The sequence below is a fragment of the Salmonella sp. NW722 genome, from assembly GCF_051702785.1.
GTDB classification, from domain to species: Bacteria; Pseudomonadota; Gammaproteobacteria; order Enterobacterales; family Enterobacteriaceae; genus Salmonella; species Salmonella enterica.
Map to the genome: position 1 here is coordinate 766,765 of NZ_JAMMIN010000001.1, position 19,911 is coordinate 786,675.

A 19,911-nucleotide genomic window follows, 5' to 3' on the forward strand; every position below is an offset into this window, starting at 1 on the left:
GCCATAAAAAGCGTACAAAAAAGGCTCCATATCAGTGGGGCCTTTTTAATTTTTATAAAAGCATATTTCGACAACCAGAATTTTTACTTATAAATAAAGTGTTATTATGTGATCTATATATTCTTCTCAGAATAGCATCAATTTCTCTTTTATTATTTTGATACTCCTCATAATCCTTATTTAATGCATCAGAAAACAGCATGGTGTTAGCTTCTGTAAAATCACATGACAATGACGGTATATATCCATGTAGCAGATAGATAAGTGTTGGATGAACCATATCAAACAGGACTTCTCCCTCTAATTCCCAGTAACCTATTTTACAAAATTGGGTAGAAATCTCAAAAGACCCCATTTGAAGACAACGTAGTTTATCCATCTCATCCTCAGTAAGCGTACCATTCCATTCAACACATGCCATTTTTCTATTTTCTCCAGATCGCATAAGCTTATAAACTTCATCCCTAATTTCATCATCCTCATTAACTTTCTGCCTAAGGTTAAAAGCAAAGTTTTCTAATAATTCTGGATAGCAAGCAATTTTTTCTCCATACTTAATACATGCTTTAAAAAACAACTCTTCCTCATCTTCTTCCATCACTTTAAAAATACAGTTTTCTGAAACGTTGAGGATACGATGCAAATTACATTTATCAATAACCCTGCCATCAATCTCAAATAAAACTTGTGTCTGATTCATATCAAAACGCATAACAAAGCGGTCTTGTTGAGATGGATTAGCATATTGTTTTAATTGTGCAAAGGCATATATCTTCTCCATGCCGATTGTATCAACATTAAGTTCAGCTTGATTTTCACGTTCACATCCATGGATGAGTGTATATAATACCTCCAGCGCCTCTCTTTTTTTGTGTGTTCTGAAGTAGTCCTTAAATCTATCCCATAACCCCATGTATAGCGCTTCTTCTTTATCAGGACTCATCAAACGGGCTAGCCGTGAAGCATTAACTTCATAGTTATGACGATTACCAAAACTTAACGTAACTGGCATAATAACTCCCTTGATTATTTACCGCGAAAGCAAAATTTAATCCGTTGCTCTCATTTTTTGATTAAAACCACACTCTATTTAAGAGATTGAATCAGTCCGGGTTTAGAAATAACATCAGATTTACACCTGATTGCACGTTGAATGCGACGCCAGGCACTGGACAGGCATAACGTTCTTTGGACACATCTGAATTATGTTGAGAATTATTTTCGTTCTGACCACAACAAAACGGCGCCAATCATTTGAAAAAAGAGGCGGATCATAAACAGCAAAACCAGGGCGCTATGGATGATACACTTGCAGTATGTATTGCGGTTTGGGCGTTAAACAGAGGTACCGGGCTGATGAATGAGCCAGAATTTCTGGCGGTGCGAGTTATGCAGCATAGATTTGCCGTATATTTTATACTGAATAGAGGTAAAATAGCTCCATTGCAGCACATTCTGGAACAGCCACACATTCTGTAGTCCAAAATTTACGCTCGCAGTACCGCTTTTTTACAGGATGCAACCCCCTTACCAGGGTGCTCAACATGCCCGGAATGTGTCCATAAACCCCATGTTATTTAGAGCTAGCCGAAGCGATATGAGTAACTTAACCGATTGTATTACAAATGAAAGCGTTGCAGTAACTGCTGATAAAAAGCCGGTTATTGGTCGCATTCACTCCTTTGAGTCCTGTGGCACCGTTGATGGCCCAGGCATCCGCTTTATTACCTTTTTCCAGGGCTGCCTGATGCGCTGCCTGTATTGCCATAACCGCGACACATGGGATACGCATGGCGGTAAAGAAATCACCGTTGAAGACTTAATGAAAGAGGTGGTGACCTATCGGCATTTTATGAATGCTTCTGGCGGCGGCGTGACGGCATCCGGCGGCGAGGCCATTTTGCAGGCAGAATTTGTACGCGACTGGTTTCGCGCCTGTAAAAAAGAAGGTATCCACACCTGTCTCGACACCAACGGCTTTGTGCGCCGTTATGACCCGGTGATTGATGAACTGTTGGACGTTACCGATCTGGTGATGCTCGATCTCAAGCAGATGAATGATGAGATCCACCAGAATCTGGTCGGTGTCTCTAATCACCGGACGCTGGAATTCGCGCAGTATTTATCAAAGAAAAATGTGAAGGTCTGGATCCGTTACGTTGTCGTTCCCGGCTGGTCTGACGACGATGATTCCGCGCATCGCCTGGGCGAGTTTACCCGCGATATGGGTAATGTCGAAAAAATCGAACTGCTGCCCTATCATGAGCTGGGCAAACATAAATGGGTGGCAATGGGCGAAGAATATAAACTGGATGGCGTAAAGCCGCCTAAAAAAGAGACCATGGAGCGTGTAAAGGGTATTCTTGAGCAGTATGGTCATAAAGTGATGTATTAATCGCCTGCTATCTTATCCGCTTTTAAACGGCTACCCATGACGGTAGCCGTTTTGCTGTCTGGGTAACGCTCTTACCGCTAAAATACCCGACCCCGCCGTCAGACAGGCCTGGTTAACAATATTGCGCTTACCAGGTATTAAATACAGAGTCGCTTATCTGCTGCTGGGTTGAGGGTCTGACAACTATTGCTGCCCCCGGCGCCTGTTAATACCGTGGTCTCCGCCTGGAACCCAGGCACCTGTAATCTTAAAAGGCGCTCGCCTGGCAGGAGCGCCGTGGAAAAGAGCGTCGTTATGTGTTTCTACGCGCCAGCAGTGGGAAAATTAATCCCAACCCGACCAGGACAAAAGGCGTCACGATGTTCAACGTCAGCTGGAATGTCCACTCCGGTGTGAACGCCTCCATTTTGGGGAAAATACCGGTAAGGCAGGCAAACGCGGTGAAGGCAAAACACCATATCCCCACAGTTAACGCCAACGCCCGGTTGCGAATAAACACATATTCGGGTTTGTACTTTTGCGCCAGTCGAATGACGGCAATAAAGGCGACAAATACCCACAGATAGCGCAGCGGCATAACAACTGAGTTGAGATTAAGCAGCCATTTGTACAGGTTGTTCATATCGCCGATGCCAAGCGTTGGCAACATAATCAAGATAGCGACCAACACTAATGTCAGCAAATAACCGTTAACTGGCGTACCTGAAGCGTTAGTACGACATAAGCGCTGCGGGATATATTTACTGTCTGCATCACCCAGTAAGACTTTCAGTGGCGCATCAATAGAAAACACCAGCGCGGCGATTTGCCCCAGAGTATTGGCAATGGCATAAATCACCATTAATGAATTACCCATATGGTAATACTCACCCAATTTCTGGAATGCATAATATTGCCCATTGGTCATTAAATCGTCAGGTATATGCCGGGAATCAAACATCATTCCCATCGCCAACGAACCGAGGATAGCGCAGACCGCAACCATGACGGCTAAAAAGAGCATCCCCTTAGGAAATTCTTTTCCTGGATTCCGCGTCTGGTTAACGTAAGGCGAGATCTTCTCTGCCCCACCAACCGCAAAGACCAACATAGAGATGGTGGTGATATAGGTAAAATCGATATGAGGAATAAATGACTGCCAGGTGATGTTAGTGGTCGCAATTTCAACGTTTGTAATTGCTGGCGCGGTCACTGCCATCACAACATATAAAATTGACATGATAAACATGGCAATTCCGGCCACAGATCCAACAACCTTTAGCGATTTCATCCCCCGGGAAGCAACCCACATAAAGAAAACAAACAATGCCAGCGTCAGCCCCTGCAAGGCAACGACGGTATATTCTTTTATCAACGAGCCGTCGCCTTTTAAAGCCCATCCCAATGCAATGAGTATCGCCTGCGGCTTTTGCGCCAGGTAGGGAATATGCACGACCCAATACGTCCATGCCGCAAGGTAAGCCAACCCCGGCCCCATCGTATGCTTAATCCAGGTACTGACGCCCCCTTTTCCCTCTTTGAAGGTTGAGCCCAGTTGCCCCACGATTAAGGCATAAGGAATAAAATAGAGCGCAAAAATAAACACCCAGGAGAAGACAACCACTAACCCCTGGTTAGCATAGTTATTGACAACATTGCCGAATCCCCAAACGGTAATAAACGACATCAGGGCGATGTTGTACCATCGCAACTGTTTTTCCTGCACATTCGGCATAACGTGATCCTTCGTGAACACAATGCTATTACTATAAATGAAGCGGGGAATTATGCGCGGTAAAGACGAAGAGAGAAAATAGAGGAGCGCAAAATTATAACCTTCGGCACATTTTATTTTTCAGTAAAGCAAGAAAATTATGCAGGTCAATTATTTTACGTAAAACATAAACAAAGAGTATGCAAGACTCACGTCCTGCATACGATTCAGAGAACAGTTAGGTGTGGGCGACAGGATTAGGCGTCTGGCCGGCGTTACGTAACAGCATCAGCAGATAAATAAACGATACGCTGGCGATCATAATAAACAGCAGATTATCTGAATAATTCTGCATTAACATCGCAGCAAAAGACGGCCCCAACAGGCTCCCTACCGTATAACTTAACAACAGTGCCTGGTTCATTGCCACAAGCTGGTGGTGTTCGACTTTTTCACAGGCCCAGGCCATTGCGACGGGATAAAGCGTAAAACCCGCCGCCCCCAGAATAAACAGAGCTGGCGCCATCGCCGCCTGGGTTAACATGGCAATACTACCGAGTATGACAACGAATACCTGTACGCGTAATACCAGCAAGCGACCAAATTTGTCCGCCAGACGTCCCATTGGCCATTGCCCCAAAATGCCGGCGCTCACCAGCACCGCCATCCAGAAACCGATGCTGGCGTTAGCCATCCCCTGATGCTTCAGATATAACGGCATCAGGCCATATAGTGAACCAAGAACAATGCCGGAAATAATGCAACCATTCACGCCAAGACGCGCCTGGCGTAGCTTCAGCATGGCGCTAATAGAAGAGGAATGACGTGCCTGCGTTTGCTGATTTACAATTCGGGTAAAGAGTAGCGGCAGAATTCCCGCCAGAATCATTCCGGTCACCCAGGGAAGGACGTGCAGCAATTCACCAGATACTTTACTGACCAATAATTGTCCAAGGAAGGTCCCCATGTAATAGACCATCATATAGGCAGCAAGCAGGCGCCCGCGATTATGCGAGGTTCCGCTGCACATCAACGCGCTTTCGACAACCACCCAAATCATAGCGCAGCCGATGCCGGCAATAAAACGCCAGCTCATCCAGCTCCAGAACCCCACCATCACCCCCAACCCGACACAACCCGCGGCGAAGATCAGCGAGGCAAGATAATAGCTACGGTTAAACCCAATGCGTTTAATTAAATACCCGGTAAATAACGTCCCGACCAGATTGCCGGTAAAATAAGACGAGCTGACCATCCCCACCTGCCAGGTCGGAAGGTTTGCCTGAGCAAGCCACAGCGGCACAAGCGTATTCAGTACCGCAATGGCCAGGGTCAACAAAAGTAGCCCGCACAGCAAAAGCATGACGGGACGGGTATAGGTGGACATGAATAAAAACCGTGAGGAAGTTCAAATTTCATGCGCATCATGCCATCGCCAAAAACATTGTCAATCGGCTCCGCATGGGCGATCCGCAAGTTTTGAGACTATCGATTTGATTTACTTATTCTGCACGTGAATATATTGAAAGGCTAAAAATTCATCCCCTTGTTTTTATTGATCTAACCCGCAAAATCGGCGTTTTGTTCAGTCGAAAAATTTCATGGTTCCTTTAGCTTCGTTTTCTTCTCTATGGATTTATATGCGCCTTCTCCGCCCCGGTTATATTCCTTAGATTGATGGCGGCTAAAGGCGTATTCGGCCTGCACGTTCTGCAGGCCGAATGCGCGTCAACGCGTTAGCTGGCTACCGCCATGCCCACGGTCATATGCAGCCCATAGAATACGCCGCGGCCAATCAATTCCCCCGCCAGCATCAGAATGAAGGCGACAGAGAGCAACGGTACCGCAGGTTGATACCCTTTTAACTGTGGCACAATCCAGCAGCACAACGCCGCCGCAAGCAGCACCATACGCCAGGCCATCAGCGAACCATAATCCGGTACCAGAGCAGACGCCTGCTGAATGGAACTGTGAATCGTCGCCAGTTCCGCGCCCTGCATGGCCACCATAATGGCAATAACCACCAGCGCCAGCACCGAAACCGCAGGTAACAGACGCATCGCCCAACCGTTCACGCCCGCGATGCGCAGCAGCAGATAACCCAGTAGCGGCCCCCCCATAAAGAGCGTCAGGAAGAAGCCCAGCGGCGTCCAGACGCTATACCAGGTCGGTACTGTATCGATGCTGTTATAGACGCGTACCATCATCCAGACGAAGACGACGCCCAGTACCATCGTGATAATCAGCCAGAGTGTGCGCAGTGCCGGCGGCAGCTTTTTCAGTACCGCCAGCAGCCAGCCAATCCCGCCGACCGCAAAAAACACCGAGCCGCTGGCAATTTCATTGCTCAGTGCGGAAGCACCCACGCGGTTAAGCGAGTTAAACGCGCGCATCGGCGAGCCCAGATGCAGCATCGAGGCGATAAAGCCAATCCCCATCAGCACCCACAGACCAAACATACAGGCGATCACCCGCTGCTGCGTTTCCGCGCGCAGGTCGCCCTTCATCAGCGCCAGAGCCAGAACAATAAAACCACCGGCCACGCACTGACCAAAGACCGTGAAGATCATCAACGGCCATTCATGCCATCCACTTCCCATCTTATACCTCCTTCGGATTGGCCAGATAACCGGTAGTGTCCCCGGTCGGGCGGCTGTTGGCGTTGGGTTTAATCACAATATTCGGCTTCGTGAAATGCGCGCGCGGCAGCGGCGCGACGGCAGCCAGCTCACCGTGTTTTTTGCGCAGTTCGTCTATCGGGCCGAAATCCAGCGCCCGCAGCGGACAGGATTCGACGCAGATCGGTTTCTTGCCTTCCGCCACCCGGTCATAACAGCCGTCGCACTTGGTCATATGACCTTTGGCCGCGTTGTACTGCGGCGCGCCGTACGGGCAGGCCATGTGGCAGTAGCGGCAACCGATACAGACCTCTTCGTTCACCACCACAAAACCGTCATCGCGCTTGTGCATCGCGCCGCTCGGGCAGACTTTGGTACAGGCCGGGTCTTCGCAGTGGTTACAGGAGATGGAGAGATAGTAGGCAAAGACGTTCTGGTGCCAGACGCCATTATCTTCCTGCCAGTCGCCGCCCGCATACTCATAAATGCGGCGGAAGCTGACATCCGGGGTCAAATCTTTGTAGTCCTTGCAGGCCAGTTCGCAGGTTTTGCAACCGGTGCAACGGCTGGAATCAATAAAAAATCCATACTGGGTTGTCATCGGTTACTCCTTACGCCTTTTCAACCTGAACGAGGTTCGTATGTGACGGGTTCCCCTTCGCCAGCGGAGAAGGACGTTGGGTCGTCAGTACGTTAATACATCCGCCCTGATCCACGCGTTTTGCATCCGGGTCATACCATGCGCCTTCTCCCAGGGCGACCACGCCCGGCATCATGCGCGGCGTCACTTTAGCCTCGATGTGTACTTCGCCGCGATCGTTGAAGATGCGGACTTTATCGCCATTGTTGATACCGCGTTTCTGCGCATCCATTGGGTTAATCCACATTTCCTGGCGACAGGCGGCTTTCAGTACGTCTACGTTGCCATAAGTGGAATGCACACGCGCTTTATAGTGGAAACCCGTCAACTGCAGCGGGAATTTATCCGTTAGCGGATCGTTATAGTTTTCAAAACCTGGCGTGTAGATCGGTAATGGATCGATCACATCGCCTTCCGGCAGCTCCCAGGTGGCGGCGATATCCGCCAACGCCTGTGAATAGATTTCAATCTTGCCCGATGGCGTTGTAAGTGGATTCGCTTGCGGATCTTCGCGGAAGTCTTTATAGGCGACATGGTGGCCTTCGGGGTCACGCTGTTTGAAGATGCCTTGCTTACGGAACTCCTCAAAGGTGGGCAGATTCGGAATGGATTTACGCGACTGTTCGTACAGATGACGCATCCACTCTTCTTGCGTCCGTCCTTCGGTAAACTGTTGTTCCACGCCAAGACGTTTCGCCAGTTCGCTGGTCATCTCATAAATCGTCTTACACTCGAAGCGCGGTTTAATCGCCTGGTCAGTGAAGATAACGTAAGACATGTTCCCGCAGGAGGCATCCAGCGCAAAGTCCATCTGCTCAGAAGCAGTGCAATCAGGCAACAGAATATCGGCGTATTTTGCCGACGAGGTCATATGACAGTCGATAACGACGATCATTTCGCATTTCTTGTCATCCTGCAGGATTTCGTGGGTGCGGTTAATCTCAGAGTGCTGGTTAATCAAACAGTTGCCAGCATAGTTCCAGATCATTTTGATCGGCACGTCCAGCTTATCTTTCCCCCGCACGCCATCACGCAACGCTGTCATTTCCGGGCCGCGTTCAATGGCATCGGTCCACATAAACATGGAGATGCTGGTTTCAACCGGGTTTTCTAACGTGGGCATACGTTCAAATGGCAGGGCATAAGACCCTTCGCGCGCGCCGCTGTTACCGCCGTTAATCCCAACATTACCCGTCAGGATCGCCAGCATCGAGATGGCGCGCGTGGCGATTTCTCCATTAGCATGACGTTGTGGTCCCCATCCCTGGCAAATATAGGCGGGTTTAGCGCTGCCGATTTCTCGCGCCAGCTTAATAATGCGATCCGCCGGGATACCGGTAATTTGCGCCGCCCACTCCGGCGTCTTCGCGATACCGTCTTTACCCTGGCCCAGAATATAGGCTTTGTAGTGACCGTTTTTCGGCGCGCTGGCAGGCAAGGTTTTTTCGTCATAACCGACGCAATATTTATCCAGGAACGGCTGATCGACCATGTTCTCGGTGATTAAGACATATGCCAGACCATTGACCAGCGCCGCATCGGTACCTGGACGAATCGGAATCCACTCATCTTCGCGACCAGCGCCAGTGTCGGTGTAACGAGGGTCGATAATGATCATCCGCGCGTTTGATTTCTGCCGCGCCTGTTCAAGATAATAGGTTACACCGCCCCCGCTCATGCGGGTTTCGCCAGGGTTATTACCAAACAACACCACCAGCTTACTGTTTTCAATGTCGGATGGACTATTGCCATCCGCCCAGCCGCCATAGGTGTAATTCAGACCCGCTGCGATTTGCGCGGAAGAGTAATCACCGTAGTGGTTCAGATAACCGCCGCAGCAGTTCATCAGACGAGCGACCAGCGTTTTTCCCGGCGGCCATGAACGTGTCAAAGTGCCGCCCAGCGTTCCCGTGCCATAGTTCAGATAAATGGACTCGTTGCCATACTCTTTGATAAGACGCTGCATATTGGTGGCAATGATATCGTAGGCTTCGTCCCAGCTAATACGCTCAAATTTACCTTCGCCGCGCGCGCCGACGCGCTTCATCGGATACTTGAGCCGATCCGGGTTATAGACGCGACGACGCATAGAACGACCGCGCAGGCAGGCGCGAACCTGATGCAGGCCATCGTAATCATCGTTTCCGGTATTATCCGTTTCTACATATTTGATTTCGCCATCCACAACATGCATACGTAGCGGACAACGGCTGCCACAGTTTACCGTACAGGCGCTCCAGACGACTTTCTCGCCGGTTTTCGCCGGGCTTATCGCCTCTGCGGCGTTAGCGATGCGGGTAAATGGCAGGGTAAATGCGCTACTGGCCATCGCCAGGCCGCCTATCGCGGTGGTTTTGACTAAACCACGACGGCTCACCTCGGCTGCCAGCACGGCATCAGGGATCTTAGTTTTCATAAGGGCTCACTCTGCTGCTCACAATAAAAAAGCAATAAAACGATGTATAGAATTTTATATATCGATAGCATCGCTATAAAGTCTGATATATATCGAAAAAGTAGAAAAATAGTGTTAAAAACTGACCTTCATTCGAAATCAGTATTACCCCTAATAGGGTAGGGATTATTGTCCGGTATCAAACTGGCATAAAAAAAGCGCCCGAAGGCGCTTTTTAGAAGAGGAGAAAGCGAGGATTAGCCGATATATTCCAGTCCGTTCATGTACGGACGTAATACTTCCGGCACTTCAATGCGGCCATCAGCCTGCTGATAGTTTTCCATCACGGCCACCAGGGTACGACCTACCGCCAGACCAGAACCATTCAGGGTATGGACCAGACGGGTCTTTTTGTCGGACTTGCTGCGACAGCGTGCCTGCATACGACGCGCCTGGAAGTCCCAGACGTTAGAGCAGGAAGAGATCTCGCGGTAGGTATTCTGCGCCGGAACCCAGACTTCGAGGTCATAGGTTTTGCAGGCGCCGAAGCCCATATCGCCAGTGCACAGAATAATTTTACGGTACGGCAGTCCCAGTAGCTGGAGCACTTTTTCCGCGTGACCGGTCATCTCTTCCAACGCAGCCATAGAATCTTCCGGGCGAACGATCTGCACCATTTCCACTTTGTCAAACTGATGCATACGAATCAGGCCACGGGTATCACGGCCATAAGAACCTGCTTCAGAACGGAAACAAGGCGTATGCGCCGTCATTTTAATCGGCAGCTGATCTTCGTCGATGATTTCATCGCGTACCAGATTGGTCAGCGGAACCTCCGCCGTCGGGATCAAAGCATAGTTGCTGCTGTCTGCTTCTTCTTCCAGCGGACGGGTATGGAACAAGTCGCCTGCGAATTTCGGCAGTTGACCGGTGCCATACAGCGTGTCGTGGTTAACCAGATACGGCACGTAGTTTTCGCTATAGCCGTGCTGTTCCGTATGCAGATCCAACATGAACTGCGACAATGCGCGATGCATACGCGCAATCTGTCCTTTCATCACCACAAAACGGGAGCCGGTCAGCTTAACCGCGGCGGCAAAGTCGAGGCCGGAGTGCATTTCCCCTAAGGTGACGTGATCGCGGATTTCAAAATCAAACTCACGCGGGGTACCCCAGCGGCTGACTTCAACGTTGTCGTTTTCATCTTTACCTACCGGCACTTCATCCGCAGGCAGGTTTGGGATGGTCAGCGCGATATCGCGGATCTCCGCCAGCAAGGTATCCAGCTCGGCTTTCGCCGCATCCAGCTCTTCGCCCAGTTTATTCACTTCCAGGCGTAAAGGCTCGATATCTTCCCCGCGCGCTTTCGCCTGGCCGATGGATTTCGATCGAGAATTACGCTCCGCCTGCAGGTTTTCCGTGTTGACCTGCAAAACTTTACGACGCTCTTCAAGAGCGCGCAGCTTATCTACATCCAGCTTAAAGCCCCGGCGTGCCAGTTTTTCAGCGACTGCGTCTGGCTCATTACGCAGCAGATTGGGATCGAGCATGCTTATCCTGTGCTTATCGAATAATAAAAGGAAACGCGATCAATTGATGATCGCCTCTGATTGTATTGATGAACGTAAACCGCGTTTACGTAATAGCGACGTTTTCGCCTTACCTGACCGACGACAGCAACAACGCATCCATTGCGCTATACCCGCGGACCTCATAAGCAACGTGCTATCAGGCATAACGAGATTCATCATCAACGCCATGATACCTGGAGCATCATATTTAGAGATAACCTTACCGCAACGTTTACACTAGCGGTAGCGTTTTGTGGGGCTATTTTGATCCTGTTCAGCCAGCCAGGCGAGCTTTTCGCCAATCTTGCCTTCCAGACCACGATTTGTCGGATGATAATAGCGCGTTTGCGCGATTTCCGGCGGGAAGTACACTTCACCCGCAGCATAGGCATTGGGCTCATCGTGGGCATAGCGGTACTCCTGGCCATAGCCCATCTCTTTCATCAGTTTGGTTGGCGCATTACGCAGATGGACAGGAACGTCATAATCAGGACGTTCGCGCGCGTCGGCCAGCGCAGCCTTAAAGGCGGTATAGACGGCGTTGCTCTTCGGCGCGCAGGCGAGATAAACGATAGCCTGCGCGATCGCCCTTTCGCCTTCAGCCGGACCGACGCGGGTGAAACAATCCCACGCGGCAATAGCGACCTGCATCGCGCGCGGATCGGCATTACCCACATCTTCCGAGGCAATCGCCAGGCAGCGACGCGCCACGTACAGCGGATCGCCTCCCGCGGTAATGATACGGGCATACCAATAGAGGGCGGCATCCGGCGCGCTGCCGCGCACTGATTTATGTAAGGCGGAAATAAGATCGTAGAAGCGATCGCCTTTGTTATCAAAACGCGCGCTGCGCTCGCCGGCGATCTCGGTCAACAAGGCGGGCAATAAAACGCGTTTGCCGCTATCATCCACCTCCGCCATGTCAGCCATCATTTCCAGCGTATTTAAGGCGCGCCGCGCGTCGCCATTGACCAGCTCAGCAATCGCTCGCCGTGTCTCATCCGGTAACACGATATCCTGATCGCCGTAACCACGCGTTTTGTCCTGCATCGCCTGGTCCAGTACTTGCTCAATATCGTCAGTGGTCAACGATTTCAGCAGATAGACCCGCGCTCGCGACAATAGCGCCGAGTTCAGCTCAAAAGAGGGATTTTCCGTGGTCGCGCCGATAAAGGTGATAGTGCCATCTTCGATATGCGGTAAAAAGGCGTCCTGCTGGCTTTTGTTAAAGCGATGCACTTCATCGACAAACAGGATGGTACGGCGACCGGCATTACGATTCTGGCGGGCGCGCTCGATAGCTTCACGAATCTCTTTTACCCCAGAAGTGACGGCGGAAATACGCTCGACATCGGCGCTGGCGTAGCGGGCGATCACTTCAGCGAGCGTGGTTTTCCCCGTCCCTGGCGGCCCCCATAAAATCATGGAGTGCAGATGCCCGGCCTCAATAGCGCGAGGCAACGGCTTACCTGCGGCCAGCAAATGCTGCTGGCCGATATACTGCGCTAAATTTTCCGGCCGCATTCGCGCGGCCAGCGGTTGAAACGTATTATCAGAAAAATCGAGCGACAGATTGCTCACTCATCGCCTCTACTTACGTTGGTCGTCTATCGTTACCCCTTGCGGCGGAGTAAACGTAAATTTTGACGGATCGACAGCGCCGTTTTGCTGGGATTTTAGCTGATAGGCGCTACGCTGATCGTCTTGTTCTACGGCGCTAAACTGGTGGATAGTCCCGTCGCGTCCCACATTGATGGTGAACTGTTTCAGATTGCCGTTGCTGGCTTTCGGCGTCAGCACAAAATTATCGCCATCCTGCTTAATATTATACTGCTGCCAGTCGCTGGCCTGGTTGCGGGCTATCAGCATAAACGGTGTATTTCCGGTGGCATCTTTCAACCACGTGGCGGTAGCCTGTTCTACAAACGGGTTATAGAACCATAACGTTTTGCCGTCAGAAACCAGAATACTCTCGTCAGGTTGCGTCATATGCCAGTTGAATAGATTTGGCCGCTTAACCCATAAATCACCCTGTCCCTCCTGCACCGCGGCACCGCTGCCATCGGTGACTTTTTGAGTAAAGGTGGCATGAAAGCTGCTCACTTTATCCAGACGGCTTTTCAGAGAGCTGGCGGCGTCAGCCCATACGCTGCTGGCTACAACGCTTGAAAGTAATGCACAGGCGATTGCCATTTTTTTCATCATTATTCCTCAGGTTTCGACACTCCCGACCAGGAGCTCCTTTTGCTTTCTATTCCAGGCCAAAAATCAGCATGAGGAAAGAAGAAAATACTGAATTTTGTTGCCGGATGGCAGCCTGCACAGCGCCATCCGGCTTACAGGTTTACTCAAAAGGCGGCGGAGCCAGCACTTCACGATTACCGTTATGCCCCTGAGCGCTGACAATACCCTGCGCTTCCATCTGTTCGATAATACGCGCCGCACGGTTATAGCCGATGCGGAACTGACGCTGAACGCCGGAAATGGACGCTTTACGCTTCTGGGTGACGAAATTAACGGCCTGATCGAATAGCGCATCTAATTCTTCGCCGCCGTCAAAACCGCCACCGCCACCTTCGCTTTCGCTGTCGGAGGTAATGCCATCCACATATTGCGGACGACCGCGCGCTTTCCAGTCCTGCACCACCGCATGGACTTCCTGGTCACGCACAAACGCCCCATGGACACGTACCGGCATGGTGGAGTTTGGTCCGGAATAGAGCATGTCCCCCATTCCCAATAGCGACTCAGCGCCACCCTGATCAAGAATGGTGCGGGAGTCGATCTTGCTGGATACGGTAAAAGCGATACGGGTTGGAATGTTGGCTTTAATTAAACCAGTAATCACATCGACCGACGGACGCTGCGTCGCCAGTACCAGGTGAATCCCCGCGGCGCGCGCTTTCTGCGCCAGACGCGCGATCAGCTCTTCAACTTTTTTACCGACGGTCATCATCAGGTCGGCAAATTCATCAACCAGTACCACGATATACGGCAGTTTTTCCAGAACCGGATGCTGAACATCCATACTGTCGCCCGGCTTCCAGTACGGGTCCGGAATCGGACGTCCCATGCGGGCCGCTTCGGCGATTTTCTCGTTATACCCAGCCAGATTACGCACGCCGAGCGCGGACATCAGCTTATAGCGACGCTCCATCTCATTAACGCTCCAGCGTAACGCGTTAGCCGCGTCTTTCATGTCGGTAACAACTTCCGTCAGCAGATGCGGTATACCTTCATAGACCGAGAGTTCTAACATTTTCGGGTCGATCATGATAAAGCGAACGTCTTCCGGCTGCGCTTTATACAGCATACTGAGGATCATGGCGTTAACCCCGACCGACTTACCGGAACCGGTCGTACCGGCCACCAGCAGGTGAGGCATTTTCGCCAGATCCGCCACTACCGGATCGCCCGCGATATCCTTACCTAACACCACGGTAAGCGGCGACGGATTCTCGCGGAATTTGGCGTTATCCAACACTTCGCGCAGATAAACGGTTTGCCGTTTCTTGTTCGGCAATTCCAACCCTACGTAAGGTTTGCCTGGAATGACTTCCACAACGCGTACGGCTACCGTTGACAATGAGCGCGCCAGATCCCGGGAAAGGTTGGAGATACGCGCTGCTTTAACGCCCGGGGCCAGATTCAGTTCAAAACGAGTAATGACCGGGCCTGGCGAATAGTTCACCACATCAGCTTTAATGCGGAAATCCGCCAGACGCGCTTCAACCAGACGCGCCATTTGTTCCAGCGCAAAGGTATCTACCGGTTCAACTTCGCTCGGCGGCGGCGTCAAAAGATCTAACGAAGGCAGCGGCGTCGTCGGACGCTGTAATGGACGACTGTCGCCGTTACGCATCAACAGCGGGTGGATCAGGCTGTCTTGCGGCGCTGTCGGCTGTTGCGGCTGCTGATACTGTGGCTGCGGCGCTACCGGCTGTTGCGGCTGCTGATACTGCGGCTGAGGCGCTACCGGCTGCTGCGGCTGCGGTGCTACCGGCTGTTGCGGCTGCTGATACTGCGGCTGCGGTGCTACCGGCTGCTGCGGCTGCTGATACTGCGGCTGCGGTGCTACCGGCTGCTGCGGCTGCTGATACTGCGGTTGCGGCGCTACCGGCTGTTGCGGCTGCTGGTACTGTGGCTGAGGCTGCGGCTGCGGCGCTACCGGTTGCTGAACAGGTGTTGACTCGGGCAAGACACCCGGCGTGAACAGCGGTTCGTGCGGACCTTCATCAACCAATACTTTCATTGGCGAGAAATCCAGATCGTCCAGTGAGAACGGCTGCGCGCCAGCGGGTTGCTCGCCGGAATAGCGCTGCTGTTGCGAAGCGGCAAACTGGCGGGCTAATTCAGCTTCCGCAGCGGTATCGTCATCTTCTGCCTGTTGAGTATCATGCTGATACGTCTCACCATAACGATGCTGCTGCGACTGCGCAAACTGACGGGCTAACTCGTCCTGATGCATTGCATCTATTTCTTCATCTGTTAGCTGCGCGCCCGTCTCGTACTGATTGCGCTCCGCCTCGCGGGCTTTTTCTTCTGCAATCCTCTGTGACGGCAGCTTAATACCGTACGATGCCAGTTCCCGTCGGGTCGGCACGCGAACGCGGTTCGGACGCGGCAGTTGCGGACCAATCCCCTCTTTCACCTGCGGACGCGGCGCGCCGCCGGTAGCCAGACTAAAGGCAGGCGCAGCGGCCGCGGCGCCTGCTGCCAGGGTGCCACTCTTAATACCTGCGTCAAGCGACGCGGCGGCGGCTACCGCTTCCACTGGCGGTATGGATGGCGCGACAGATACCGTAGGTTTGACCGGCACGTTCTCTTTTACCGGCTCCGGAATCGGTTGATACCATGCCGCCAGTTGTTCGCGCTCACGGGCGCGTTTCTCTTCCACCTCTTCAAAATAGTAAAGCGGAGGACGGGCAGGTCTGGTCTCTTCTGTGTCAGGTTCAGGCTCGGTGGCAACCGGCTGTTCGATAACCGGCGGCGGCATGTGAGAAGGTTCAGCCGCTATCGGCTCCGGCTGATAAACCGGCGTCGGCTGATGGGGCGGCTCCGGCTGCCAGTGTTGTTCGGCATCCGGCGCCTGCCATTGCGGCTGTGTTTCCTGCGGCGCAAGAGAGTCATATTCTGCTGCGGTCGCTGGCGTCGCGGCGTATTGCGGCGCGGAAGCGACAGGCACAGGTTGCTGCCACGGCGCACTTTGCGCCTCCTGCGGTTGAGCATATTGCGGATGCGGCTGATACCCCTCCGGCGCAGGCGCGATAACCGGTTCGCCGGTTTGCGGTCCCGGTACGGGCTGCCACTCCACGGTCGGTTGCGCGACAACCGGCTCAGCCCCCGGCATGGGCGGCGTTTGCATTATGGGATCGGCGGACGCTGCCCACGTCTGGGTGACGGCGGTTGCAGCCGCAGCGGCGGCGACCGGTTCGGTGACAGAATGGCCGTTTAACAGCGGATCATATTCATCATATTCCGGCTGCGTCGCACGGTTGCCCGAAAACAGAACGTCGTCAGGATCGGCAGCGACGCCGCGCGCGCTATACTGAATGTCCTCGTCATCATCCATCCGTTTGCCGGAAAAGAGCGCGGCATCGGTCTGACGGCCCCGTGGATTGCTGAATTTTTCAGCCAGTCGCTTACGACGCGCCAACGCGCCGCGCAAAATACGCGCCCGGCGAGATTCACGCTGCACGCCGTCGGTTTCTTCATCGTATTCGTCATCATACTCTTCGTCGTCAACCCACGTATCATCACGCCGGGTACGGTTGCTGGCGAAGGTCAGTATATTAAGCAGCCAGCCGCCTAATTTTTCGGCGATACTGACCCAGGACCAGCCGGTAAAGAGCGTCAGCCCGGCAGCCCAAATACAGAGAAGCATTATCGTTCCGCCGCTACTATGCAACAACGGCTGCAGCGTGGTGCTTAACAGGCTGCCAATTACGCCGCCGGAGGCGAAATACCAAATATCGTCGGCATTAATGGCCGCCAGACCGCAGGAAGTGAGAATCAGCGCCAGCACGCCAATAAGGCGTAGCGACACAGCAAAATAGTCGATGTAATCATCCGTAGACTGATGACGCCACGCAAACCAACACCCGCCGACAATAATGACAGGGATGGTGTAGGCCATTACGCCAAAAATAAAGAACAGTGTATCGGCCAGCCACGCGCCCGGCGCGCCGCCTAAATTATGGATGGGTTCATGCCAGGCGGTTTGCGACCAACTGGGGTCCGAAGGGTTAAAACTCAACAAGGCCGCCATCAACCAGACGGCAAAAAGGGCAATAAGTATCAACAACGCTTCCAGAAGTCGGCGCCCGCTGCTTAACTTCGTCAATGTGACGTCTTTGTCTTCAGTATATTCCTGGCTCAAAAAAGGCTCTCCAGGTTCCAGGCTTTTCCCGCCCGATGCTAAAACGGACAACAGCACCGGGTTGCCCCGGCACTGTTGCTGTATGGATTAACAGGAGTGTAATCAAACTACGGCGATTTTGCACCTGTTCCGTGTTAGCGTGTCTTAATAACCAGACGATTACTCTGTTTTACCTCTTCCATCACTACGTAAGTTCGGGTGTCGTTCACACCTGGCAAGCGCAGCAACGTCTCTCCCAATAGTTTTCGATACGCTGACATATCCGGTACACGGGTTTTCAACAGGTAGTCGAAATCGCCGGAAACCAAATGACACTCCTGAATCTCTTCAAGCTTTTGCACGGCGGCATTAAACTGTTCAAACACATCCGGCGCGCCGCGATTTAAGGTAATCTCAACGAATACCAGAAGTGACGCATCCAGATAATGCGGGTTCAACAGCGCCGTATAGCCCTGGATAAACCCCTGTCGCTCCAGCCGACGCACACGCTCAAGGCAAGGTGTCGGCGAAAGTCCTACTCGTTTAGAAAGCTCGACGTTGGAAATACGCCCATCCTTTTGCAGTTCATTAAGAATGTTACGATCGATACGGTCGAGATCTTTGCCAGGGCGCTTCTTGCTATCTACCATTATTATTGTCTCTCTGTATTCCTTCCCTACTCCTGCCTGACTCTACTCACATCACTGTTCAGAGTCGCTGCCCATCACAATAGACCGAAACCCAGAGGGATTAACGGCGCGCAATGCCTGGTCTATGGTGAGAAGACCGTTGCCTCGCGGCAGCTATCGACATCACGAATGGCGTCTGTCCACGCCATGCGTAGATTTCACTAGCCCGGTAAACATGGTATTTACATGCATGATTATGCAGCACATACATAACACAGTTTTTTCTTCCTCGAATGTTTTCGCAAAACAGCAGGTGATTGTCAAAGCAAAACATCGATTTTTAGTACAACATGCCAGTTATTCATTAGAGAGGGCGGTAAACTGTCATTTCGTCACCTTATAAGTTACCGATTTTAATTAAAGTTTGTGATGATAACGTCGCTGTCGCGGTCGTTCATCGGTTCATGCTATTACACATATTGTTAACAAAATCGTTATGCTCTTTTTTTACGTCTGTAAATTCCCTACAATTCTGCTCATTGTCTGCCAACAACTATGGGGATCTCATGGGCACGACCAAACACAGTAAGCTGCTTATTCTGGGCTCAGGACCGGCGGGATATACCGCGGCGGTGTATGCCGCGCGCGCAAATTTACAGCCGGTACTTATTACCGGTATGGAAAAAGGCGGTCAACTGACTACCACGACGGAAGTGGAAAACTGGCCCGGCGATCCAAACGATTTGACCGGCCCGCTGCTAATGGAACGCATGCATGAACATGCGGCAAAATTTGAAACCGAGATAATTTTTGATCACATCAACAAAGTGGATCTGCAAAATCGTCCGTTCCGTCTGACAGGTGACAGCGCAGAGTACACTTGTGATGCGTTGATCATTGCGACCGGCGCTTCCGCGCGCTATCTGGGGCTGCCATCGGAAGAAGCCTTTAAAGGGCGCGGCGTTTCCGCCTGCGCAACCTGCGACGGTTTCTTCTACCGCAATCAGAAAGTAGCGGTGATCGGCGGCGGCAACACCGCGGTTGAAGAAGCGCTTTATCTGTCCAACATCGCTTCGGAAGTGCACCTTATCCATCGCCGTGACGGTTTCCGCGCTGAAAAAATCCTCATTAAGCGCCTGATGGATAAAGTCGAAAATGGCAATATCATTCTGCACACCAACCGGACGCTGGAAGAAGTGACCGGCGATCAGATGGGCGTTACTGGTCTGCGTCTTCGCGACACGCAGCAGAGCGATAATATCGAGACGCTGGACATCGCCGGACTTTTCGTAGCCATCGGTCATAGCCCAAACACGGCGCTCTTCGAAGGCCAGCTTGAGCTGGAAAATGGTTATATCAAAGTTCAGTCCGGCACCCATGGCAACGCCACACAAACCAGCATCCCTGGCGTATTCGCGGCGGGTGACGTTATGGATCATATTTACCGTCAGGCGATCACCTCTGCAGGTACGGGCTGTATGGCGGCGCTGGATGCTGAACGCTATCTCGATGGTCTGGCCGACGCGAGCAAATAGTTTTTACAAATCAGTAACAAAAGTAAAAAAGGCGACTATAAGTCGCCTTTATTTTTGCGTCGTTGTAACATTGCCCT

13 protein-coding genes and 1 pseudogene are annotated in these 19,911 nt (G+C 51.9%); 3 read left to right on the plus strand and 11 right to left on the minus strand.

Features of this window, described 5'->3' with window-relative positions; all coding sequences use genetic code 11:
- Positions 1-52: 52 nt before the first annotated feature.
- A complete protein-coding gene (sopD2, locus tag NA330_RS03800; protein ID WP_023242436.1) occupies positions 53-1,012 on the minus strand; it encodes a type III secretion system effector SopD2 in 960 nt (319 codons plus the stop codon).
- Positions 1,013-1,142: 130 nt separating this feature from the next.
- On the opposite strand from sopD2, the pseudogene NA330_RS03805 reads away from it, so the two are divergent.
- A pseudogene (locus NA330_RS03805) lies at positions 1,143-1,479 on the plus strand (cytoplasmic protein).
- A gap of 118 nt (positions 1,480-1,597) precedes the next feature.
- On the plus strand, positions 1,598-2,395 hold the full coding sequence (gene pflA, locus NA330_RS03810) for a pyruvate formate lyase 1-activating protein (protein ID WP_000067928.1): 798 nt from the start codon (positions 1,598-1,600) through the stop codon (positions 2,393-2,395).
- 292 nt (positions 2,396-2,687) lie between these two features.
- Here pflA and NA330_RS03815 read toward each other — a convergent pair whose 3' ends face one another.
- The 10 genes from NA330_RS03815 to lrp form a co-directional block, all read right to left on the minus strand.
- Positions 2,688-4,109 (minus strand): APC family permease, encoded by a 1,422-nt coding sequence (locus tag NA330_RS03815; RefSeq protein WP_001134264.1) that lies wholly within the window; start codon positions 4,107-4,109, stop codon positions 2,688-2,690.
- A gap of 217 nt (positions 4,110-4,326) precedes the next feature.
- Positions 4,327-5,475 (minus strand): MFS transporter, encoded by a 1,149-nt coding sequence (locus NA330_RS03820; protein ID WP_000109272.1) that lies wholly within the window; start codon positions 5,473-5,475, stop codon positions 4,327-4,329.
- Positions 5,476-5,824: 349 nt separating this feature from the next.
- Positions 5,825-6,688: a dimethyl sulfoxide reductase anchor subunit family protein gene (locus NA330_RS03825; protein WP_000534681.1), complete on the minus strand. Its 864-nt coding sequence runs from the start codon at positions 6,686-6,688 to the stop codon at positions 5,825-5,827.
- A 1-nt stretch (position 6,689) separates the two neighbouring features.
- Entirely contained in the window at positions 6,690-7,307 is a 618-nt protein-coding gene (dmsB, locus tag NA330_RS03830) for a dimethylsulfoxide reductase iron-sulfur subunit DmsB (RefSeq protein ID WP_000213069.1), read from the minus strand.
- 10 nt (positions 7,308-7,317) lie between these two features.
- Complete coding sequence (gene dmsA, locus NA330_RS03835; protein WP_000850250.1) at positions 7,318-9,762, minus strand: dimethylsulfoxide reductase subunit A; 2,445 nt, start codon at positions 9,760-9,762, stop codon at positions 7,318-7,320.
- A gap of 236 nt (positions 9,763-9,998) precedes the next feature.
- A complete protein-coding gene (gene serS, locus NA330_RS03840) occupies positions 9,999-11,291 on the minus strand; it encodes a serine--tRNA ligase (RefSeq protein WP_000886697.1) in 1,293 nt (430 codons plus the stop codon).
- Between the two features lie 258 nt (positions 11,292-11,549).
- The gene (gene rarA, locus NA330_RS03845) at positions 11,550-12,893 is read right to left on the minus strand and encodes a replication-associated recombination protein RarA (RefSeq protein ID WP_000067789.1); all 1,344 of its coding nucleotides are present in this window, start codon (positions 12,891-12,893) and stop codon (positions 11,550-11,552) included.
- Positions 12,894-12,902: 9 nt separating this feature from the next.
- Complete coding sequence (lolA, locus tag NA330_RS03850; RefSeq protein WP_001519746.1) at positions 12,903-13,514, minus strand: outer membrane lipoprotein chaperone LolA; 612 nt, start codon at positions 13,512-13,514, stop codon at positions 12,903-12,905.
- Between the two features lie 142 nt (positions 13,515-13,656).
- On the minus strand, positions 13,657-17,691 hold the full coding sequence (ftsK, locus tag NA330_RS03855) for a DNA translocase FtsK (protein ID WP_023242439.1): 4,035 nt from the start codon (positions 17,689-17,691) through the stop codon (positions 13,657-13,659).
- 134 nt (positions 17,692-17,825) lie between these two features.
- The gene (gene lrp / locus NA330_RS03860) at positions 17,826-18,320 is read right to left on the minus strand and encodes a leucine-responsive transcriptional regulator Lrp (protein WP_000228469.1); all 495 of its coding nucleotides are present in this window, start codon (positions 18,318-18,320) and stop codon (positions 17,826-17,828) included.
- Positions 18,321-18,865: 545 nt separating this feature from the next.
- Between lrp and trxB the strand changes: the two genes are divergently transcribed.
- Positions 18,866-19,834 (plus strand): thioredoxin-disulfide reductase, encoded by a 969-nt coding sequence (trxB, locus tag NA330_RS03865; protein WP_000537406.1) that lies wholly within the window; start codon positions 18,866-18,868, stop codon positions 19,832-19,834.
- Positions 19,835-19,911: the final 77 nt, after the last annotated feature.